16 protein-coding genes and 1 tRNA gene are annotated in these 19,557 nt (G+C 35.5%); 7 read left to right on the top strand and 10 right to left on the bottom strand.

The window, feature by feature from the left end:
- Window positions 1-335: 335 nt before the first annotated feature.
- Window positions 336-1,922, top strand: a complete 1,587-nt coding sequence (locus UABHE_RS13615) for a phytoene desaturase family protein (RefSeq protein WP_372370890.1) — start codon at window positions 336-338, stop codon at window positions 1,920-1,922.
- A gap of 179 nt (window positions 1,923-2,101) precedes the next feature.
- Here UABHE_RS13615 and UABHE_RS13610 read toward each other — a convergent pair whose 3' ends face one another.
- From UABHE_RS13610 to UABHE_RS13575, 8 genes are all read right to left on the bottom strand, one after another.
- Window positions 2,102-3,337, bottom strand: a complete 1,236-nt coding sequence (locus UABHE_RS13610) for a DUF1501 domain-containing protein (protein WP_372370889.1) — start codon at window positions 3,335-3,337, stop codon at window positions 2,102-2,104.
- Window positions 3,338-3,390: 53 nt separating this feature from the next.
- Window positions 3,391-4,857 (bottom strand): NFACT family protein, encoded by a 1,467-nt coding sequence (locus UABHE_RS13605; RefSeq protein WP_372370888.1) that lies wholly within the window; start codon window positions 4,855-4,857, stop codon window positions 3,391-3,393.
- Window positions 4,850-5,425, bottom strand: coding sequence for a CDP-diacylglycerol--glycerol-3-phosphate 3-phosphatidyltransferase (gene pgsA / locus UABHE_RS13600; RefSeq protein ID WP_372370887.1), 576 nt, complete (start codon window positions 5,423-5,425; stop codon window positions 4,850-4,852). Before pgsA ends, UABHE_RS13605 begins: the two co-directional genes overlap by 8 nt.
- Window positions 5,426-5,470: 45 nt before the next feature.
- The gene (locus UABHE_RS13595) at window positions 5,471-7,936 is read right to left on the bottom strand and encodes an ATP-binding cassette domain-containing protein (protein WP_372370886.1); all 2,466 of its coding nucleotides are present in this window, start codon (window positions 7,934-7,936) and stop codon (window positions 5,471-5,473) included.
- A gap of 87 nt (window positions 7,937-8,023) precedes the next feature.
- Window positions 8,024-8,233 carry a membrane protein insertion efficiency factor YidD gene (gene yidD / locus UABHE_RS13590; RefSeq protein WP_372371612.1) on the bottom strand — a complete coding sequence of 70 codons (210 nt, stop codon included), beginning with the start codon at window positions 8,231-8,233 and terminating at the stop codon, window positions 8,024-8,026.
- 4 nt (window positions 8,234-8,237) lie between these two features.
- Entirely contained in the window at window positions 8,238-8,600 is a 363-nt protein-coding gene (rnpA, locus tag UABHE_RS13585; RefSeq protein WP_372370885.1) for a ribonuclease P protein component, read from the bottom strand.
- 7 nt (window positions 8,601-8,607) lie between these two features.
- Complete coding sequence (locus tag UABHE_RS13580) at window positions 8,608-8,994, bottom strand: hypothetical protein (protein ID WP_372370884.1); 387 nt, start codon at window positions 8,992-8,994, stop codon at window positions 8,608-8,610.
- A 318-nt stretch (window positions 8,995-9,312) separates the two neighbouring features.
- Complete coding sequence (locus UABHE_RS13575; protein WP_372370883.1) at window positions 9,313-11,007, bottom strand: SpoIIE family protein phosphatase; 1,695 nt, start codon at window positions 11,005-11,007, stop codon at window positions 9,313-9,315.
- Between the two features lie 724 nt (window positions 11,008-11,731).
- On the opposite strand from UABHE_RS13575, the gene UABHE_RS13570 reads away from it, so the two are divergent.
- From UABHE_RS13570 to UABHE_RS13555, 4 genes are read left to right on the top strand one after another with little or no spacing between them, the layout of a single operon-like run.
- Complete coding sequence (locus UABHE_RS13570) at window positions 11,732-12,664, top strand: DMT family transporter (protein WP_372370882.1); 933 nt, start codon at window positions 11,732-11,734, stop codon at window positions 12,662-12,664.
- Window positions 12,642-14,003, top strand: coding sequence for a magnesium transporter (gene mgtE / locus UABHE_RS13565; protein ID WP_372370881.1), 1,362 nt, complete (start codon window positions 12,642-12,644; stop codon window positions 14,001-14,003). Before UABHE_RS13570 ends, mgtE begins: the two co-directional genes overlap by 23 nt.
- Window positions 14,004-14,053: 50 nt before the next feature.
- Window positions 14,054-15,706: a tetratricopeptide repeat protein gene (locus UABHE_RS13560; RefSeq protein ID WP_372370880.1), complete on the top strand. Its 1,653-nt coding sequence runs from the start codon at window positions 14,054-14,056 to the stop codon at window positions 15,704-15,706.
- Window positions 15,703-16,074, top strand: a complete 372-nt coding sequence (locus UABHE_RS13555; RefSeq protein ID WP_372370879.1) for an STAS domain-containing protein — start codon at window positions 15,703-15,705, stop codon at window positions 16,072-16,074. Before UABHE_RS13560 ends, UABHE_RS13555 begins: the two co-directional genes overlap by 4 nt.
- Before the next feature lie 24 nt (window positions 16,075-16,098).
- Here UABHE_RS13555 and UABHE_RS13550 read toward each other — a convergent pair whose 3' ends face one another.
- On the bottom strand, window positions 16,099-16,647 hold the full coding sequence (locus UABHE_RS13550; RefSeq protein WP_372370878.1) for a hypothetical protein: 549 nt from the start codon (window positions 16,645-16,647) through the stop codon (window positions 16,099-16,101).
- A gap of 8 nt (window positions 16,648-16,655) precedes the next feature.
- On the bottom strand, window positions 16,656-16,928 hold the full coding sequence (locus UABHE_RS13545) for a hypothetical protein (protein ID WP_372370877.1): 273 nt from the start codon (window positions 16,926-16,928) through the stop codon (window positions 16,656-16,658).
- A 403-nt stretch (window positions 16,929-17,331) separates the two neighbouring features.
- Between UABHE_RS13545 and UABHE_RS13540 the strand changes: the two genes are divergently transcribed.
- Window positions 17,332-17,406 (top strand) — tRNA-Pro (locus UABHE_RS13540).
- Between the two features lie 166 nt (window positions 17,407-17,572).
- Window positions 17,573-19,438 carry a prenyltransferase/squalene oxidase repeat-containing protein gene (locus tag UABHE_RS13535; RefSeq protein ID WP_372370876.1) on the top strand — a complete coding sequence of 622 codons (1,866 nt, stop codon included), beginning with the start codon at window positions 17,573-17,575 and terminating at the stop codon, window positions 19,436-19,438.
- The last annotated feature ends 119 nt before the right edge of the window (window positions 19,439-19,557 follow it).

Raw genomic sequence — 19,557 nt, 5'->3', positions numbered from 1 at the left:
TTGTTCCAATTAGACCAAAACCAACATAAATATTTGAATATGAGTAACTTACTCATTATCTCCATCTCTTAAGTCAACTGTAGTTGAGCGTTGTCTTGAGCTGACATATTTTTCCCCTTTGGGGAAATACTTTTGTAAGCATTTTACCACTGAAGTTCGACAACTTTTGTCATAGGTCACTTTTAACATGTTCTAAACAAGATTTTATACCCGTTGTAAGATTATTATTTCAATTGGAACAAGTCGTAATATAAGTTAATTTTTACACAAAGCAATAAAGTCTAATAACTAAGTAACCTGACAAAAATGTTTACCCATTGAAAGAATACAATATAATGCAAACAGATTACGATACAATTGTGATTGGCTCTGGAGTAGGAGGTTTAACTGCAGCTCTTTGCCTAGCTCGTAGTGGTCAGCGTGTTTTGGTTTTGGAACAACATTATCTACCAGGAGGTTGGTGTCATTCTTTTTCCCTAGAAGGATTTCAATTTAGTCCTGGAATTCATTATCTAGGTGCTCTAAAACCTGGAGGAAAACTTCACGATATTTATAAAAATTTAGGAATTGCTGAAAATATTACTTTTTTAGAGATAAATCCCAATGGCTATGATCATGTTTGTATTGGCAATCAACGTTTTGATATTCCTAAAGGTAGAGAGATCTATATACAACGTTTACAGCAGCGCTTTCCACAAGAGGCACAGAATATAAAAAAGTATTTTACAATTGTGGCTCGCACCTTGAAAGGACTATCAAAAAAGCATACGGTAAAAGACCTTTATTGTCTCTTGCGACATGGTTTTGGTAGTGTAGAGCGGTTGCTCGACTATTGTAAAATAAAAGCGCCTCTTCTTCGAGGAATTCTTACCATACAAGCTGGCAATCACGCGATGTCACCAAGCGAAGCTTCTGTTGTATCACATGCTGGTCTAGCCTCACATTATTTCGAAGGTGCTTACTATCCTAAAGGTGGAGGTAAGTCCATTATAAAAGCTTATATTAAAGCATTGCGTCAGCATAATGGTAAAATAAAAACGCGCACTGCTGTAGAAAAAATATTGTTGAAAAAACGATTTTCAGGGTGGCAAGCGCAAGGCATTTGCACACAAGATGGAACAGAAATAACAGCAAAAAATGTGATCTCTAATGCTGACCCTCACATGACATTTCACAAACTTATAGGTCAACAGTATTTAAGCCGAAAGCTAAAAAAACAGTTGCAAAAAACAGTATACTCTACTTCTTGTATTAGTTTATTTTTAGCGATAGATATGGATGTTATCGCTGCTGGTTTAGATTCTGGCAATTATTTGTATGCGGATACAACTTCAGATATAGAAGCTACTTATCAACATGCTGCTTACGGCAAAACATTACCCAAAGAAATTACTCATTTCTTTTTAACAGTAACAACATTAAAAGATCCTAGTAAGAGAAAAGATGGCATACACACAATGGAGATGTTTTCATTTGTGCCGCATAACTCTTTTGAAAAATGGCATAATAGCGATCCACAATCGCGACCACAAGAATATTTAGCGGTAAAACAGCAAATTTCGCAACAAATGAAAAGAGCTCTTGAAAAATTAATTCCAGGCATTTCTGAAAAAATTGTATTTGAATCTATAGGGACACCTCTTACCAATAATCATTATATACCAGCTACAAATTATAATGTTTATGGAGTAAAGAAAACTGTACGACAGATAGGTCCTTTTGCTTATTCTGCAGCGACAGAAATAAACAATTTATATACATGTGGTGCTAGTAATGTTTATCATGGAATTATGGGAGCAACTATATCAGGGATTGTTGCTGCATGCGGTGTGTCAAATTGTGGTATTCATGACATCTTAACGCAAACACAGCATGATTTTTATGACGATGGGCCACGTCTACTAAGGAATTTAATCAACTAGACCAAAGAATCTAGGCAATGAATAAACTTTGGCCTAGGGCCTGTCCTTATTCAATGAAGTAAGATAACACAAGAAGCTACCTTTTTTTAATTGATGATACGCCTTAAGTTCTTATTTAAAATAATAAATGAACGTGAACACTTCTATCTTATTCTTATCATATTTTTCGAATAAAATTTCTAATTTAGAAAGCCGATTTTTTGAAAATTGTGTTGAGGTAATATTTTTTGTAGATTGTTATTACCAAGGTGCGTTGCAACAACTTCTGCAAGAACATCTCTAAAATCAATAGTATGCTTTAGATCTCTTCCTTGATATAGAAGTTCTGGAGCTAAACCTGGCCAATTAGCAATAACTGGTTTATTTTGTTTTTTTACTGCCCCTCCCATTGCAAACATACAATTTGCCCAACCGTGGTCTGTGCCTTGCGTACCATTTTCTCTCGCTGTACGTCCAAAGTCACTGATTGTGATAAGCAGAACATCGTCGAGTTTGCTTTGTAAATCCTGTGCAAATGCAGAAATGCTATCGCTTAAATTTTTTAGCATCGTTGCATAGCGTCCATTTCCGCCTCCTTGCTGACGATGCGTATCCCAACCACCATAGTCTATTTCAACAACTTCTAATCCAATATTTGCTTTGATTAATTGAACAGTTTGTTGTAATTTTTTTCCCAAAGGGTTATTCGGGTACTTTACCTTTGTTTGGTATGGTTGCCCAGCTACTTTTTGTAGTATACCTATGCTCTGTAGGGTTTCTTTGCTTGCTTGTGAAAGTCGATATGCGGCATCGTTTTTTTCTTCAGGAGCGGAGTATGCACTTTCTAAGGCGGCCATCATTTGCGATTCATTTAGCTCTTTTGGTATAGCCAGGTTATCTAAACCGCGAATAGAATAGGCCGGCGCTTTACCACGCAAAATTCGTGGAAGATTTTCTCCTAAAGAAATTGCCCTTATTGGACCATGGCCTTCTGAAGTTAGTAAATGTCTATTTAGCCAACCATCTGAATTGATAGTATTGCCAATGACTCCTGTTTCCCAGACATCTTGTTCTTCAAAATGAGAGCGAGTATTTTGAGAATAGCCTACAGCATGTAACGCTGTTGCATAACCTTGTTTGAAAAAAGGCAGTAAAGAAGCAGCTTTGGGATGTAGACCAAAAAAATTATCTAAAGGAATAACAGCGTTACTACCTGTTTTGGGGATTGCTATTGATTGACGCAGAGTATAATAATGCGGATCATTATAAGGAATAATGAAATTTAAACCGTCCATTCCGCCACGTAAAAAAATGACTACTATCGTTTTATTGCGCTTAACCTGTATTTGTTCGACATTTGCCAAAATAGGGCTTAAACCGCAGTATAAACTCAAAAGCCCAGCTGATTTTAAAAAATAACGGCGCGTCATTTTCATTGTATTGCCTTTCTTTTACGGGTGTCGTAACTTATTTATTACAAAACCTCAAACTATTCCTTAGTCGGCAGTAGTTTTTCTAGTATTTCTTTATCAGGTGCAACAATTAAGTTTTTCTTACTTGATAGGTAGACTAACCCTGGCTTTGATTTTTTTGGTTTAGAGACATTTTTGCGATATGTATACGAAATAGAAACTTTAGGATGGTTTTTGGCCTTGCTATAGTAAGCTGTAAGTTGCGCAGCATCAAATAATGTTCTTTGTGGTGGCGAATTTTTATCTCTGTTTAGAATAACTACATGAGCACCTGGGTAGTTTTCGGCGTGCATCCACAAATCGTTACCTTTTGCTACTTGAAATGTTAGTTGATCATTGTCGCGACTACCGCGTCCTACTAAGATTGTAATGTTATCTTGGGATGTAAATTTGTAATAACAATCACGTTGCTTTTGTGGAACGCTTTTTGTTGAAGTTCCTTTAGACAATTGTTGCAGTTGTCGTTGCCATTTTAAAGGAAGATTAGACAAAGGTGGAAAGTTACCATTTTTTAAGCACTCTAAATGTTTTTCGTTATTGTCAATTTCTTGCTGCGCTTTATCGATTTGCTTGTGTAGAAAGGGAATTCCATCTTGTAATTTACGATAACGTTTAAAGTAGTGCTGCATATTTTCTTTGGCGTCTTTACGTGAGTCTAGAGGGATTTCTATGTATTCGTTTGCGTTTTCGGAAAAATAGTTGATAACTTTTATTTGTTTTGTACCGCGTTTAGCCAAATGCATATTACTTTTTAGTAGCTCACCTTGAATACGTAAATCTTCACTACTTTTTGCTTCGCTCAAATGAGTTTGTAGTTTTGATATTTTATTACGTAATTTTTTTTGTTCTTTATTTATTATCGAGGAGAGAACTCTTAGTTGACGGTTCTCTCTTTCTTGTAGTAAATTTGTTGAAAAAAAATTGTCTGCGGCTTCGTTCCAAGGGAAGCTTCCTGGATCTTTTGTTATATGTTCTTCCAGAAAATTTTTTTTAGGAGTCACATTTGTTGATACAGAGGGAGTTACAATTGCAAAATAGTCTTTTGGTTTTTTAGATGGGTGCAGCGAACCGATAATATTTTTATTGGAGTCTAGAAGGTATGTATTGCCGCTACGTCCCCACATCTCACTTAATAAGAAATTTGTTTGTATATTTTCTTTATTTGTTTGTATTTTCATTAACAAAGAGCGATCACTTTTTGCAAGTGTGAATTCTGTAATTCGTCCGTTAAGCAGGTATTTTCGTAATAACTGGCAAAAAAACAAGGGAGAAGATGGATTCTTCCAAGTTTTATTTGTCAAATAAAACGCAATACTCTGCTGTTCAAAACAAAAAAATAAACGATAATTTATTTGTGGCTTGCGAATTTGTAAAAGCAAGAATTCTTTTTGTGGTTGATGTATTTTTTGGATCATACCACCAAGAACAACATCTTTATTTTCATTAAAAATAAGTGAAAGTTGTTCATAAGTTAAACTAGGCATTTTGCTCTTTATCCATAAAAGCGGTTTTAATAACGGTTGCATTTGCCCAGAAATATTCTATACCTGAATAAAGAGTAACTACTGTAGCCATTATCATTAATGAATAACTAATTGTTGTTAGATGAGGTACAGGAGTCCAATCGTTTATTGTTACCAGTAAAATAATAAAGAATGTTGCTGCTGCTTGGGCTAAAGCTTTTAATTTACCACTCATACGTGCTGCAAGAATTTGATTTTGCGAAGCTGCGATTGTACGTAACCACGATACAATTGAATCGCGATAGAAAAATATCGCCACCATCCAAATTTCGGCATATCCTTGAACTAAAAAACATAAGAAAATTGAAAAACGAAACAGCCTGTCGGCAAGAGGATCTAGTAACTTTCCTACGTCAGTTACTAATTTGTATTTACGAGCAAGGTAACCATCAAGTAAATCAGTCCACTCTGAAATAAAAACAATACATAAAGCAACAATTCTCGTCGTAGGAGTTCCCCATAGAAAAAACACCATAAATACAGGGCTTAATCCTATACGAAAAAGAGTAAGCATATTTGGTAGGTTCATGTAAATATCCATAAAAAAACATAGGGCACATTATGTGCCCTAAGATTATTGAGTCAGACTCTTTAAGTCTTTTTTAACTAACGTTTTTTGTTCTACTTTGTACACTTCGTGTGCACGGCGTGCAATGTTTAAGTCATGGGTAACAATAACAAATGTTTGTTCAAATTGCTCATTGAGTTCCCATAGTAAATCTTGGATTGATTTAGAGTTGTCTTCATCTAAATTTCCTGTTGGTTCATCACATAAAACGATTTGTGGATTATTGATAAGCGCACGTGCGATAGCAACACGTTGGCGTTCTCCGCCAGATAGTTGATCTGGCAAATGTGATAGGCGATCTGCTAAGCCAAAACGAGTCAATAAATCTATTGCTTCTTGTTTTTTTTGCTTTTTCGCTGTTTGCCATGAAAAAATATCATATCTAACCATTGTTGCAAGAAGAACGTTTTCTAATGCTGTAAACTCTGGAAATAGATGGTAAAACTGAAAGATAAAACCTATTTTAGTATTTAAAATTTTACAACGTTGGCTTTGAGACAATGATTCTAAATCGATGCCATCAAGATAAATATGACCAGAAGTTGGTGTGTCGAGCATTCCAAGTAGGTGTAGTAGAGTACTTTTTCCCGCGCCAGAAGGCCCAATAATTGCCGTCATTTTTCCAGGAGAAGCCTTAAAATTTACGTCATCTAAAATTCGTAATTTTTGTGACCCCATTTGATACTCTTTAGTAAGTCTTTTGGTAGAGAAAAATTCATTGTGAATTCTTGATATCTCTAAATTTTTACGCCCTCTAACCCTACGAGAGGCATTTTTATCTCTTTTTCCACCGACTAGAGCTTCGACACATGTCATTTTTGAAGCAGCCCGAGCAGGCACAGCGCAAAAGATAACAGAAAAAATAAGTGTAGGTGATACTATCCACACAATGCTCATTAAATTTAGTTCTGATGGAATTTGATCAAGATAGTAAATATCACGAGGAAATACGCGAAAGCCTGTTGCCTCAAAGATAAAATCGGCAATCACGTTTACATTTATGCTGATGTAGCTACCAAGAAGACAACCAATTACCGCGCCGAGAAAACTAATTAAAATACCGTTATACAAAAAGATCCACATTATTTCATTGGAAGAAGCTCCCATGGATCTTAAAATTCCGATATCTTTTGTCTTTTCTTTTACGAGTAAAACCAAAATGATCATAATCATTGTTACTGCAAGAAGAACAATAAAAAACAATATGTAATACATTACAGTTCGTTCTAACTGAATGGCAGACAAAAAAGTACGACGTCTATCTTCCCATCTTTCAACGCTAAAAGTTGCATTTAAGTGGCTTTTATTGAGCATATCGTAGATATCATACTTGGTTTCCTCTGCAAGCGTTGCGTCTTTTAAGGCAACACATACTTCTTTTACATCGTTTGGCCAATCGATAAAACCTCGTAAATCTGAGCGACGTGTATAGCACAAACGCGCATCAATTTCTTGCCAACCTGATCGAAAAGAACCAACAACAACAAATTTACGTGTAATTGGTTTGAGTTCGTCTTGTGTTTCGTCGCGTTTCCCTGTCATAAGTCCTATTTCGTCACCGCGTTTTAATTGGAGATTTTTCATAAGCTCGTAGCCCATAATTACAGGACGAACGCCTTCTTCTTCCGTTTTAAAAGGATTCTGTGGATCAACATCTCCCAACATCTCTCCATTATATGTGCGTAGATTTTTGTCGAAATGAGCCATGTACTCATTGAGCTTGCGATTGCGAAAGTATTTTGACATATCAGAGAAGTACTGTTGCCACTTGAGTTTTCCTTCTTCTGATAATCTGGCGACATTTTCAAGTTCATCAAGAGGAAGATCGTCCTCAATAAAAATAATTTTATTCTCGCTATTGAACGTATAGGCGATAAGGCTCATTGATGGCGGTATATCGTTTTTGCTTTCGGGGTCTTTATTTTTATATTTGATTATCTTTTCGCATATTATGCGTGTTCCTGCGGGGAAAAGTCCGTCTTCTGCAACAACTTCTCCTGCTTTTACAACCCAACTAACTTGCATCTTTCTTGAACGTTGTACGTTTTCTTCAAAGATTCTTTCGACACGTAATTTCTGAGATTTATACGAAGTAACTAGGTATTCATTTAACTTACCTACTTCATATTCTTTTTCATAGTCAATACCTAATACCATTCCTCCTGCATAAAACCGACCAGTACCTATAAGTACTAAACCATCTAAATGAGGAGAACAAGAATGTACGTTAGGATGTTTTTTTACAATATCTTCAATTTGATTGTAGTTCATTTGATGAGCGCGTACAGTTATAATTACATCAGAAAGAGCACCTTGCAAACGAGATTTAAACTCTTTAATAAATCCATCCATAACCGAAATTACAACAAGAAGTACCATAACTCCGATTGCAATTCCTCCTATGGCAAACCGCGTAACCTTTCGCGTTTTTATATAGCGTAAGCTTATAAAATGTACAAACTTTGTAAACATTACAATAACTCCAAACTTAGGGAAGTGGCGAAAAAATTTGCCGCCTGCCCTTTTATGTATAAACGATGAGGAAAATTCTTTGGTGGATTAATCTACGGGATCATATCCCCCTTCGCAAAAAGGATTGCAACGCAGTATGCGGTAACACCCCAACCCAAAGCCTTTTATGAGACCTTTGCGTTGAAGTGCTTCAATAAAGTAGCTTGAACAAGTTGGCTGAAATCTACAACAGCCGGGAAAAAGAGGGCTGAGTAGTTTTTGATATATGCGTATCATGACAATGAATATATATCGAATCATGTTAATGGTAACCTAGTCTTTTGTAGCTTTTTCTCAATAATTGCCATATATCTTTTGATAAATCTTCGTATTGTAGACTTTTATTGCGTTTAAGAGGCAATATGACAATATCCATTGGGAAATTTTGTTGATCGTATAAACGAAAAGCTTCACGAACTATTCTTTTGAACTTATTGCGTTCATGAGCTTTGCCGTATTTTCTACCTACTACAATACCAATCCGAGTAACCGAAAGCGAGTTTTTTCTATAGTAACAACGTAAAAAACGTCCAGAGTGAGACCTCTTTTTTAAGAATACATTAGAAAAGTCTGATTTACTTCGCAAACGACTTGTTTGTGGAAAAAAATTCTTTGTTGTTTCCACTTTGTTTTCACTTTCGTTTAATAGGGTTTTCTATATTACTTTTTACGATAACGGTGTCTTGGTAACAACCAGAACCAACTTTACCTTGAAAAATAATTTCAAGTTCTTCAAAGCCAGCTTCAATGGAAAATTTACGCCAAATATAATTGCCTATTTTCTGTATTTCTTTTTTTAAGTCATCGTCTTTACTAACACTAGAAACTATAAGTACGCGGCATTTTTCGGCTGTTTGAGCGATAGAAACAAAATCCAAATTCTGGTCAAATTCAATTTCGTTTGCCATACTCACTGTATTCTTAATAGTAGGAGAACTTTCAAGAGTAAACAGCATCATTATGATTAGCAAAATAGTCGTGAAAATACCCAGAATTGCTATAGCGCTAATACTTTTCATTGTTGCTCCATATCATTATTTTAGAATTTGATGGAGATGATTGGTAGGTGAGAATACAGGCTTGTAAAGAACTATATCTATTACTACTCTAATCGCTAGCTTTGTGTTTTGAAAATCAAACCACAGAGGGCACAGAGAAAGCGAATAGTTATTATGCACAATTCTTTCATAATATGAAATTGGCAACCACAAGCTTACTTTGTTAATCAATGCTGGTTTTCCTGTTTTGATTAAAGGTTGAAAAAGGTTTACCTTATAAACCTTTCTCTGTGGTCTCTGTGATTTGTTTTCTATACTTTTAACCAGTAACCTAGAGTATTATTTTATCCGCGAATTAAATTTTACCACTACTAGAGTTAAGTCATCTCTTTGGGCAGCACCTTGGCAGAAAGTTGTTACCGCATTATAGCACTCTCTAATAATTTGATTTGCGGATTTGTGAACGTTACTTTCTATAATTTGAACAAACCTTTCTTGTCCAAATTGTTCACCTTCGGGATTCATTGCTTCAGTGATTCCATCGGTAGAAAGAATGAGTACATCACCTTTGTTAATGACAACGCTTTCTTCGTCGTATTCTTCTTCGTCATCTATTCCCAAAGGCATACCTGTTGCCTCCAACTCTTCAAATTTTTTGGTGGCAACACGATATAATAGTGGATTATCGTGTCCTGCGTTGGAGTATATGAGTTTCATTGTTTCTGGATTAAATTCACCGTAAAATAAAGTCATGAATTTATCATCATCCATGTCTTTTTCTAGCAGAAAATTGAGTTCATTGATTAAGCTCGTGACACTTTGGGCTTTAATTGCTAGCGCTTTTAAAAAAGCTCGCGCGGTTGCCATAAGTAGTGCAGCCCCAATACCGTGGCCTGTTACGTCTCCAACTGTAATGGCAAGTCTGCTATTGGGTAACTCAAAAAAGTCATAGTAATCACCACCTGTTTCATCGCAAGTCTTATTCCATCCAACTAAGTCGTATTCAAAACTGTCAGGAACTCGATCAGGAAGCATACTGCGTTGGATATTTTGCGCAATTTCCATAGCTTGGTGTAGTTTTTCTTTTTCTACGGCTGACTCTGATAATCTTGCTCGTTCAATGGCAATACCTGCTTGTTTACCAACCGCGGTTAATAAATCTAAGTCAGATTTTGTGAATCTGTTTGTACTCGCAACGGAATCAATGTAAATCGCACCAAGTATTTTGTTTTGCGATTCAAGTGGAACACACATTACCGATTTAATTTTTTGTACGACAATACTCATTCCGCCTGCTAAGTCACCATCAATGGCTGCATTACCTGATCTTACAGAAACACCATCGAGGATTGTTTTCGAAAGAATTGTTTTCGAAATTTTACGTTCATCACCTATATTATCTCGTTCAACAGCGACATGGAAAGGATTCTCTTGCTCTTTTTTATAAATAACAATATAAGCGCGGTCAGGCTTAAATACATCCATAATCTTCTCAAGAACAGCATCAAACATCTTGGTTTGAGTTTGTTCTGCATTAATCAAGCTACTGAGTTCGTATATTGTGGACAAGTAATTTGCAGCAGAATTATTATTGTTGCCGGTTTGTTGCCTCAAGTCTTGTAAGGAAACACCGCAAAGAGAATTTCCTACATCTATTTTTTCCACAATACTATTGGCTGGAAGAAATTCATCAATCATCCCCACAGCACTTGGAGCTACTTTGGTTTCTGTTTCTGGCTCAGAAAGACGATATAATAGCTCTGTTTGACCTATTTTAATAATATCGCCATCAGCAAGAATTTTAGAGATAATAGTTTTGTCGTTAACAAAAGTACCATTTGTACTTCCTAGGTCTACAAGAAGGAAGTGGTCTCCCTTGAATTCAATAAGAGAATGATTACGCGAAGCTCCTTTGTCTAGAACTTGAATGTTACAGTTAGTTTCTCGCCCAATAATTTTCTTTTCGTGTTTAGATAGCGGAAAAACTTTATTTGCTTGCTTACCGTTTCTGATAATTACCTGAGCTGATGTCACGTTTAACCCAACTTTTGATAGAGAAGTTCTATTTATAGTGAGCCGCAAAAAGTTTCGAGTGCATTTTAAGTCAGCGTAAAATTTGAGTGTTAGAGCGGAAACAGTCTAAAAGCTATATAACTATAGCTACATAACCGAAGAGCTGACTCTGTTATAATACCCAAAAGCAAGCTGCATATCTCAAAAAAACTTTTTGTGACTTGCTTAAAACCACATTAACTAGGGAATATCAATATTTAGATTTTATTTTGTATGTTATGTTCGATTCTCTGTTCTACAATGACTTACACACTAAACAAACTTTAAATATGAATATACTCTATTCTGATGGTACATAATTTTAGCAAATTTTTCAAGTTGGAAATAAAATTTACTGTGAGACCGTTCTATTATTTAAAAAATTTCACAATTTAAGTAATCTAGGGGATGAGAGAAGATTTGAGTGTAAGGAACCTAGCCAACTGATTATTGATTTGTAGAGTAAACAAGTAATACCGTAAATTTTTCGCAGATTTTTCTTGCATTACAACTAATATTTTTTTTTGATGTTAGGGCGTGTCGATATTTGTCTTCCTTATGATTTAGCTCTTTTAGAGATTAGTACTTTTCAATTGTAGAGCGCAACTTTGCGCTTTGAAAGTCTTGCTATTTTCTAAAATAACTCACCTAAGGCGTTTACTATTTAAGATTTAAGTGTCCTGATAAAAGTAAGTGACCATAAACTATGATCAAAAAAATAGCACCTTTTCTCATTATTTTTGCTGCTTTACTGTGGAGTTTAGATGGAATTATTCGTCGTGAATTACGGGCAATTCCAGCAGCAACACTCGTTATGCTTGAACACTGTGTTGGTTTGTTATTGTTACTTCCATTTATTCCGCGAACAATACCAAAATTACAAAAAATTCATTACAAAGAATGGATGATATTATTTACTGTTTCTATTATTGGTGGTGTTCTTGGTACTTGTTTTTACACGATTGCTTTGGCCAAAGTTGAGTTTATTCAGTATACTGTTGTCGTTCTATTACAACAAACACAACCTCTATTTGCTATAGTACTTGCTCATTTTATTCTTAAAGAGAATATTACTAAAAACTATATATTGTTGGCATCGGTGGGAGTTGTTGCCGCTTATTTTCTATCTTTTCCGGATTATATGCCTAAAATCAAAGGGAATTCGCAGGAAATTTTTGCTGCTGTTTTTGCTCTTGCAGCTGCTGTTTCTTGGGGATCAGCAACAGTCCTTAGTAAATTGATTTTGACAAAAGTTGATGTTCTTACTGCAACAATAGTACGCTTTATGATCGTAATCCCATTTTCATACCTAATGGGAATTATCATGGGAAATTATATTCCCTTGACCGAAATTTTTGACGTTGTGACGTATAAACAATGGCTATATTTATTTGGAATTGCGTGTACTGCTGGTGCAGTAGCCATGTCTCTTTACTATAAAGGACTTCAGTATACACCAGCCCAAACATCTACCATTTTAGAGCTTGTTTATCCTCTTTCGGCGGTTATTATCGGATACCAATTTTTAAATGAACGTTTATTTTGGGGACAAATAATTGCTGGCGTTGTATTACTATTTGTTATTTTAAAACTTGCCTGGATTCAGATTAAAAATTATGAAAACCAAAAACTATCGTAAAGCGGTACAGTCGCTTTTAAGTCAGTTCTCAAAAGATGAAAAAGCGCCGATTACACATTCTATTTTTACTAAAGCCCACGCAGCAGATATAGCAGAGATCATCTCACACGTATCAGAAGATAGGCAGTTGAAGGTTTTTGATGCACTAGATGTAAAACAACGCGGGGATGTATTTGTCGAACTTCCAGAAGATCTTCAATCCGAATTCATAGAAGAAACAGATGACCAAAGACTTTTAGCTTTGTTTAAAGAACTTGAACCAGATGAAGCAGCTGATTTTCTGAGTCTACTAGATGAGGATCGCCAACAAGAATTATTGAGTGAATTACCACAAAGATTACAGCGCAAATTTCGTACGCTACTTTTGTATGGCGAAGAAAGTGCTGGTGGTATTATGACTTCCATTCTTTTGACAGTACATGCTGGTGATACTGTTAATATGGCGATAGAACAAATTAGGGAGTATAAATCAGACGAGATTATTATAAATGTGTATATTGTTGATCAGAATTTTAAGCTCATTGGTTCTGTGCCTTTGCAAAACCTAATTATTGCCGATGGGAAAGCTAAAATAGAAGACATTATGGAGTTGAGTCCTATCGCAGTGAATGTTAACGATGATCAGGAAATTGTAGGGCAAACAGTTCGTAAATATAACTTGTTATCTGTTCCTGTTATCGATGATGCTGGGAAATTACTTGGACGAATTACTATGGACGATGTCATAGATGTTGTTCACGAAGAAGCAGATGAAGATGTTTATAGAATGGCTGGAGTTGACTCAGATGAAATACATGTGGATTCAGGGTTTGCAATTGCGAGAATGCGCTTGCCGTGGCTTTCTATTTGTTTAGGTGGTAGTATGGTTTCCGCTTTTGTATTGCAAAATTTTGAAAGTATACTTTCAAAATCTATGGTGCTCATTGCCTTTTTACCTGCTATTTGTGCAATGGGTGGAAATAGTGGTTTGCAAACTTCAACGGTAACTATTCGCAATCTCACTTATGAAGCTGTTTTTCACAGTAATCGTAAAAAATTAGCACGCCGCGAACTTCTTTCGGGTGTAATTATTGGAATTACATGTGGTTTTTTAGTGTGCTGTATATCTTTGCTATGGCTAGGAAATATTATCTATGGTCTAATTATTGGTTCGTCTATGCTTCTGACAATATTTTTTTCGACATGCACAGGTTTTTTTATACCCATTTTCTTCAGTAAGTTAAAGATAGACCCTGCTATTGCATCGGGGCCGCTCATTACCACATTAAATGATGCGATGAGTGCTTTTATTTACTTGGCGATGGCTTCATTACAACTGAAGTACTTTGGCTTATTGTAAGGCTTACAAGTACTAATCGCTTATAAAATTCTTAGTAAAGTAGGTTTCCGATGAAAGCAAAATTTTTCTTACTATCCATGGTTGCTATCATGTTCGTTTCTTTATTCTTTTATCATTACAACAAGAAAACTAAAATAGACAAGCCTTACTTACAAGAACTGACAATGCGCGTAAATTTTGCTCTCAAGCAGAATAAAATTAAAGAAGCGATAGAAGTTATTCAAGAGATACAACGTTTGTATACTAATCATCCAGAAGTAGATCGTTTTTATTATATTTTAGCGCAACTCTATCTTACTAGAGATGAATTTGATAGAGCTTTACAAGCTATTGACTTTGTTATAAAAAAAGATGTTAGGCCAGAATATTTATTGTTAAAAGGAAGAGTCTATCAACAACAACAGCAGTATTCTGAAGCTTTAAATATATACAGTACACTCATAAAGCAAAATTATACACCTTCTTTATTAGCAAGTGCTGATATATATCTTGCGCAGTACGAAGTAAAAAAAGCGGAACAGATGATTGCAAAGATACCCGGTCACGAACGAGGTAAATATCGCGACTTAGTGTTTATTGCTGGCAAGATTCAGATGCTTTTGGGTAATTATGAACAAGCGGAAAATCTATTTCATAATTTTTTAATGCAAAATCCTTATGTATTTACAGCACATATTTTTTATGTGAGAGCACTAAGTGTACAAGGTAAACTCAATAAAGCAAAGGAGTTTTATGAGTCGCATATGCAAAATCCTAAAAAATCGGACTATAGTTTTTACCGTTCTGTTTATGCGCTAACTCTTTCGCCATTTTCAGCGAAGAAAATATACAGCGAACTACCCAAAAAAACATCATTAGATTACTATTATGAATTGCGCAATTATCTAACTTTGGGGGAAAACAAGGTTGTTATTGAGCTTGGCAAAAAGAAACTACGACAAATTCATCACAGTAAGTTACGCGTTAAAATCCAGTCTTTGATTTGCGAATCTTACCTGCGCTTAGGTAACATAGATGAGGCGAAAAAAATAGCATCGCAAAACAAAATAATGGTTGAAATAGCGCTTGCGGAAAACGACGTAGAAAGTGCTGAAAAAATTTGTGAACAAATAAAGGTCGGAAATAACAAGCAGTTATTTCGACAACAAATAATTAAAAATAGAATTGCTTACTACTGCAAGCAGTATCAAAAGATTATAGAAGAGACTAAAAGTCTCGAAAAGAAAATGTTGGTAGGCACTAGTGAATATGCTTTGCTTATGCAAAGTGTTGCGCGCGCATTTTTAGCATTAAAAGAATACAAAAGGGCAAGCGAGTACTTTCGAAAAGTATACACTCAAAATACTAGTCTTCCCGATTTAATACTCACAAGCCGTTTATGGGATAGCGTGTGCCAACTTTTACAACAAAATAAACCGCAAGCTGAACAAATATGGCAAGAAACTTCTAAAATAGCGTGGGAAAACTATATCACTGATGTGCGTACGACACATTTAGCATCGTGTTTGTTACAGGGTAAAGAAGTAGAATGTGAATTTTCTTTACAAAATGACGCACTGTTTTTTCAAGGTTTGTATTTTTTAGATAAACAAAAATCGCAGACAGTGGAATCACTACAAAAAGCACAACAAAAAACTCCAAGACGTACATTTCCTAGTGCAAATATAGAATATTTTTTACGAGAAAAAAATGAGCGAAAATGAGCCTGCTTTCTACTGAGTATAAAACCCAAGTAAAAGATAACCGAGATATATTGATCGTTTTAGTTTCTGGCGTAATTAACCAATCAACATTGATACTGTTTGATGATGTTTTTTGTCAATTAAGAAAATTAAGAGCTCGCTATGTCGTCTTGAATTTTGCAAAGATTACAGATATAGATAGTTCAGGTATGGGTTTATTATTCAAGGGATTGGAACTACTAGAAGAATACTCCATATGTGAAATTGTGGCAGGTAGTGGTTTGCAACGAATGATTGATTACATGGATCATATTTTATTGATGACTCCTCCCAGATTATGTAAAACGGAGGAGGAGGCGGTAGAAAAGATTGTAATGACAGTAATGTAGTATAAGAATGCTGTAAAAGTAGTCTTATTCAATCTTTTGCTTTTTTTGTGCTTTCGTACGTATAATAGCGCCGATTATAATAATTGTACCACTGATTAAAGAGATGGGAACTAGTCCGTATGCCCAACGTTGCGGTTCAATCCACTTTAAAATACCTACACTTGTGATATGAGCAAAAATGATAGATAGTAAGGCTATATCTTTTGCGAATGTATGTTGTGATGTAGTAACAAAAATTCCAAATCCCAGTGAGCCAAATAAAATAGTAAATTCGCCAAAAATATTGAGTTTATTGTTTGCTGAAAAAAGAAAGTTGTAGTATTCGGGGTGTAAAATTGCCATAGACATTGCTGCGTGCGCTATAGCAGAAATACTTGATAAATAAAAATATTCTTTGGCTTCCTTGTTATTAGAAGTCTTTTTGAATAGGGCTGTGACTAAAAAACTAACGGCACAAAAAGCCATCGCTTTGTTTCCTATATAAGCTGGCCAGTTGGTAATATATACACCACTTGCCCAAGCATATCGAAGCAAAGAATAGCAAATGGCTACAACAACAATAAGTACTTTCAATATTTCTCCTAGCGAATTTGTAGCTTTTTCTCAATGCTTTCTATGAGTTGTAACCATGAATTTGATTTTTCATTGAGTAGTGTATCGCAATCTTTTATTTTTTTCTTCAACAAAGAATTATTTATAAAATAATCTTGTTTAAAGACTGATATGCCTCCAGAAGCATTTCCAAAATAAGCTTTTTTCCAATTTTTGGCAAAATTACTAGTTCCAAACTTAGCGTAACCTTCATATATGTTATAGAACTCTTTAGTTTTAAAATCGTAGTATATGTATACCATTTATTCATAAAACTCTCAATATTCTATTGCTAATGCTTTTACCTTAGAAGATCAAAATGTACTTTAACAGATTTTTTGTCTCAAGACCATTGTTTCGCTAGATTGAATATCGAGAAATGTCGAATACGCCACTATATCCGGATTGGTAAACAATGTGCATCGAGTGAGCATAGGCAATGATCGAAATTACAATAATCTTAATTGTACAGAACTACCAACTCTAAAGTTTAGGATGTTGATATTTATTTTCTTGGCTCTTTTCGGAATTAATATGTTGCTTTCGATTATATACAACTTTGCGCTTTCAAAGTAAAATAACTGGTACTATATAAAAACCTAAATGTTAATGTGCTGGCTCATTTTTTCTTGACTTTTTTTAAAAAAAAGTTATTCTGCCAAGATACGGGGTGTAGCGTAGCTTGGCGAGCGCGCCTGAATGGGGTTCAGGAGGTCGCTGGTTCAAATCCAGTCACCCCGATAAAAAAGCTTGCGAATTTAAAATTCGCAAGTTTTTTTTTTGAACTTTTATTTAATATAGTCGTTTTACTAGGTACTGATTGCAAAAAAAAAATTTTTTATATATAATAAAACGCTTTACATCTCAATTAAAAATAAAATGTTAATTTCCCATTTAGGAGTACAAGATGTCGTATGATGAAGAGTATCAAGATGAAATAGACGATGTTGAACTCCGTGATTTTTGGTCTGAACAGCTACAAAGAGCTCCATGGTGGCTTATTTCAATAGTTTTTCATGCAATATTAGCTCTTCTCACAACTCTGGCGGTCATTGCTAGTAAGAAAGCAGAGGTTAAAGACTCCTACCCTGTGGAAGTTTATACAGTGGAAAAAAAAGAAGTTGTACTTAAACCAAAAATCCGCGAAGAAAAAATCAAAGATACAAAACCAGTTCCTACCGATGAACCGGTCATAGAAGATCCCGTTGTAAAAGAAGTAGAAATTTCTGATCACCATGAAACAGATAGTAATGAAGACCAGGAAACCGCCAAAGGAGAGGTTCAAGCTGCTGCTAATAGCCCTTTTAAAAGTGTATTTGATAATAGCAATATAGGCGCTGGTGGTGGTGGTGGTGGTTACTTTGGTCAAAGAATTGGAGGCGGTCGCAGAAATTTAGTTAAACGTGGTGGTGGTAGTGACCTAACAGAAAGCGCAGTAAAAGCAGGCCTCGAATGGTTAAAGCGACATCAGTCGTCTGATGGGCGTTGGGATACAGATACATATACATCACAGTGTGGTAAAAATCCAAAATTCCAAGGTTTCTGTGAAGGAGCAGGTTATCGTGATTACGATCCGGCGATGACAGGATTTGCATTATTGTGTTTTTTAGCTTCTGGTAGTTCTACAAGCGAAGGAGATTACAAAGAGCAGGTTAAAAAAGGTATTCAGTTCCTAAAGCAACAGCAAGATCCCGAAGGCTGTATTGGTACTCGTGGAACAGAACATCACATGTATAATCATGCTATTGGTACTTTCGCACTTGTAGAAGCATACGCAATGTCGAATTATAATCCCTTGCTTAAAATTCCAGCACAAAAAGCCGTTGATTTTCTTTTAAAAGCGCAAAACCCTGGCCAAGGATGGCGATATACTTTTGCCAAAGGAGAAGATGATACTTCAGTGATGGGATGGTGTGTAACAGCATTACGCTCGGCAAAAGAAGCAAAACTTAGTGTACCAGACTCTTCATTTGAAGGGGCGACAGCATTTCTAAATAAAATAACTCCTGCAGATCAGGGGTATCGCGCAGCTTATCGTGAAAGAGAAGATGGTTTAGAGTTTGAAGGAACTGTTATTGATGATGATGAACTTTTTTCTATTGATTTAAAAAATGCAGAAGAATTAGATAAAGGCAATGTCCCACGTGAACTAGCAGATAAATTGAAGCAGCTAGGAAAACCATTAGGATACAATGCTACGGTAGAAAAGACGACTGTAACTAACATTGATATGGCTTTAGGATCAAGCCGTAAAAAAGGAACTAATGATGCGTGGATCGTGAAAGATGTTGTTTCATCTGAACGCCAAGAATTTTTACTACAAAAAATGCCAGATCGCATTAAATCAGATCAAATCAATGAAAAATATGCAGCAAGTGAGTCAATGACCGCTGTAGGAATGAATGCTCGCGTTTTTATGGCTATTACTGATGATGATGATATTTATGTAGAAACAGGCGCACAAAGATTATCTCAAAACCCGCCGGTATGGGGTCGAGATCAGCAAGGTTATAGCTTAATTAACTATTACTATTGGTACCACGGTACACTTGCAATGTTCCAAAAAGGTGAACCTTATTGGGAAGAGTGGAACCAAAAAATGGTAGATGTTTTTGTTAGACATCAAGTAAAAGGTGGTTGCCAAGACGGATCATGGCCAGCGGTAGGAAAAAGATGTCGCGTCAATAGCCGTGTGTATGCAACAGCACTAAGTATTATGTCTTTACAAATATATTACCGTTATCCAAAATCATTTGGTAACCGCGTTAAGTAAGTTAGTACTCTGTAACATTTTTTCTTGACGGAAGTTAAAACATAAAAAATGTAAGTGAGATGCTATTCCTTACATTGTGTCAAGAAGTATTGGAAAGCGCAACTTAGATTGAAGCACAT

It is taken from the genome of Candidatus Uabimicrobium helgolandensis, assembly GCF_041508025.1.
Lineage (GTDB): Bacteria > Planctomycetota > Uabimicrobiia > Uabimicrobiales > Uabimicrobiaceae > Uabimicrobium > Uabimicrobium helgolandensis.
This window is presented reverse-complemented; position numbering and strand designations above follow the sequence as displayed.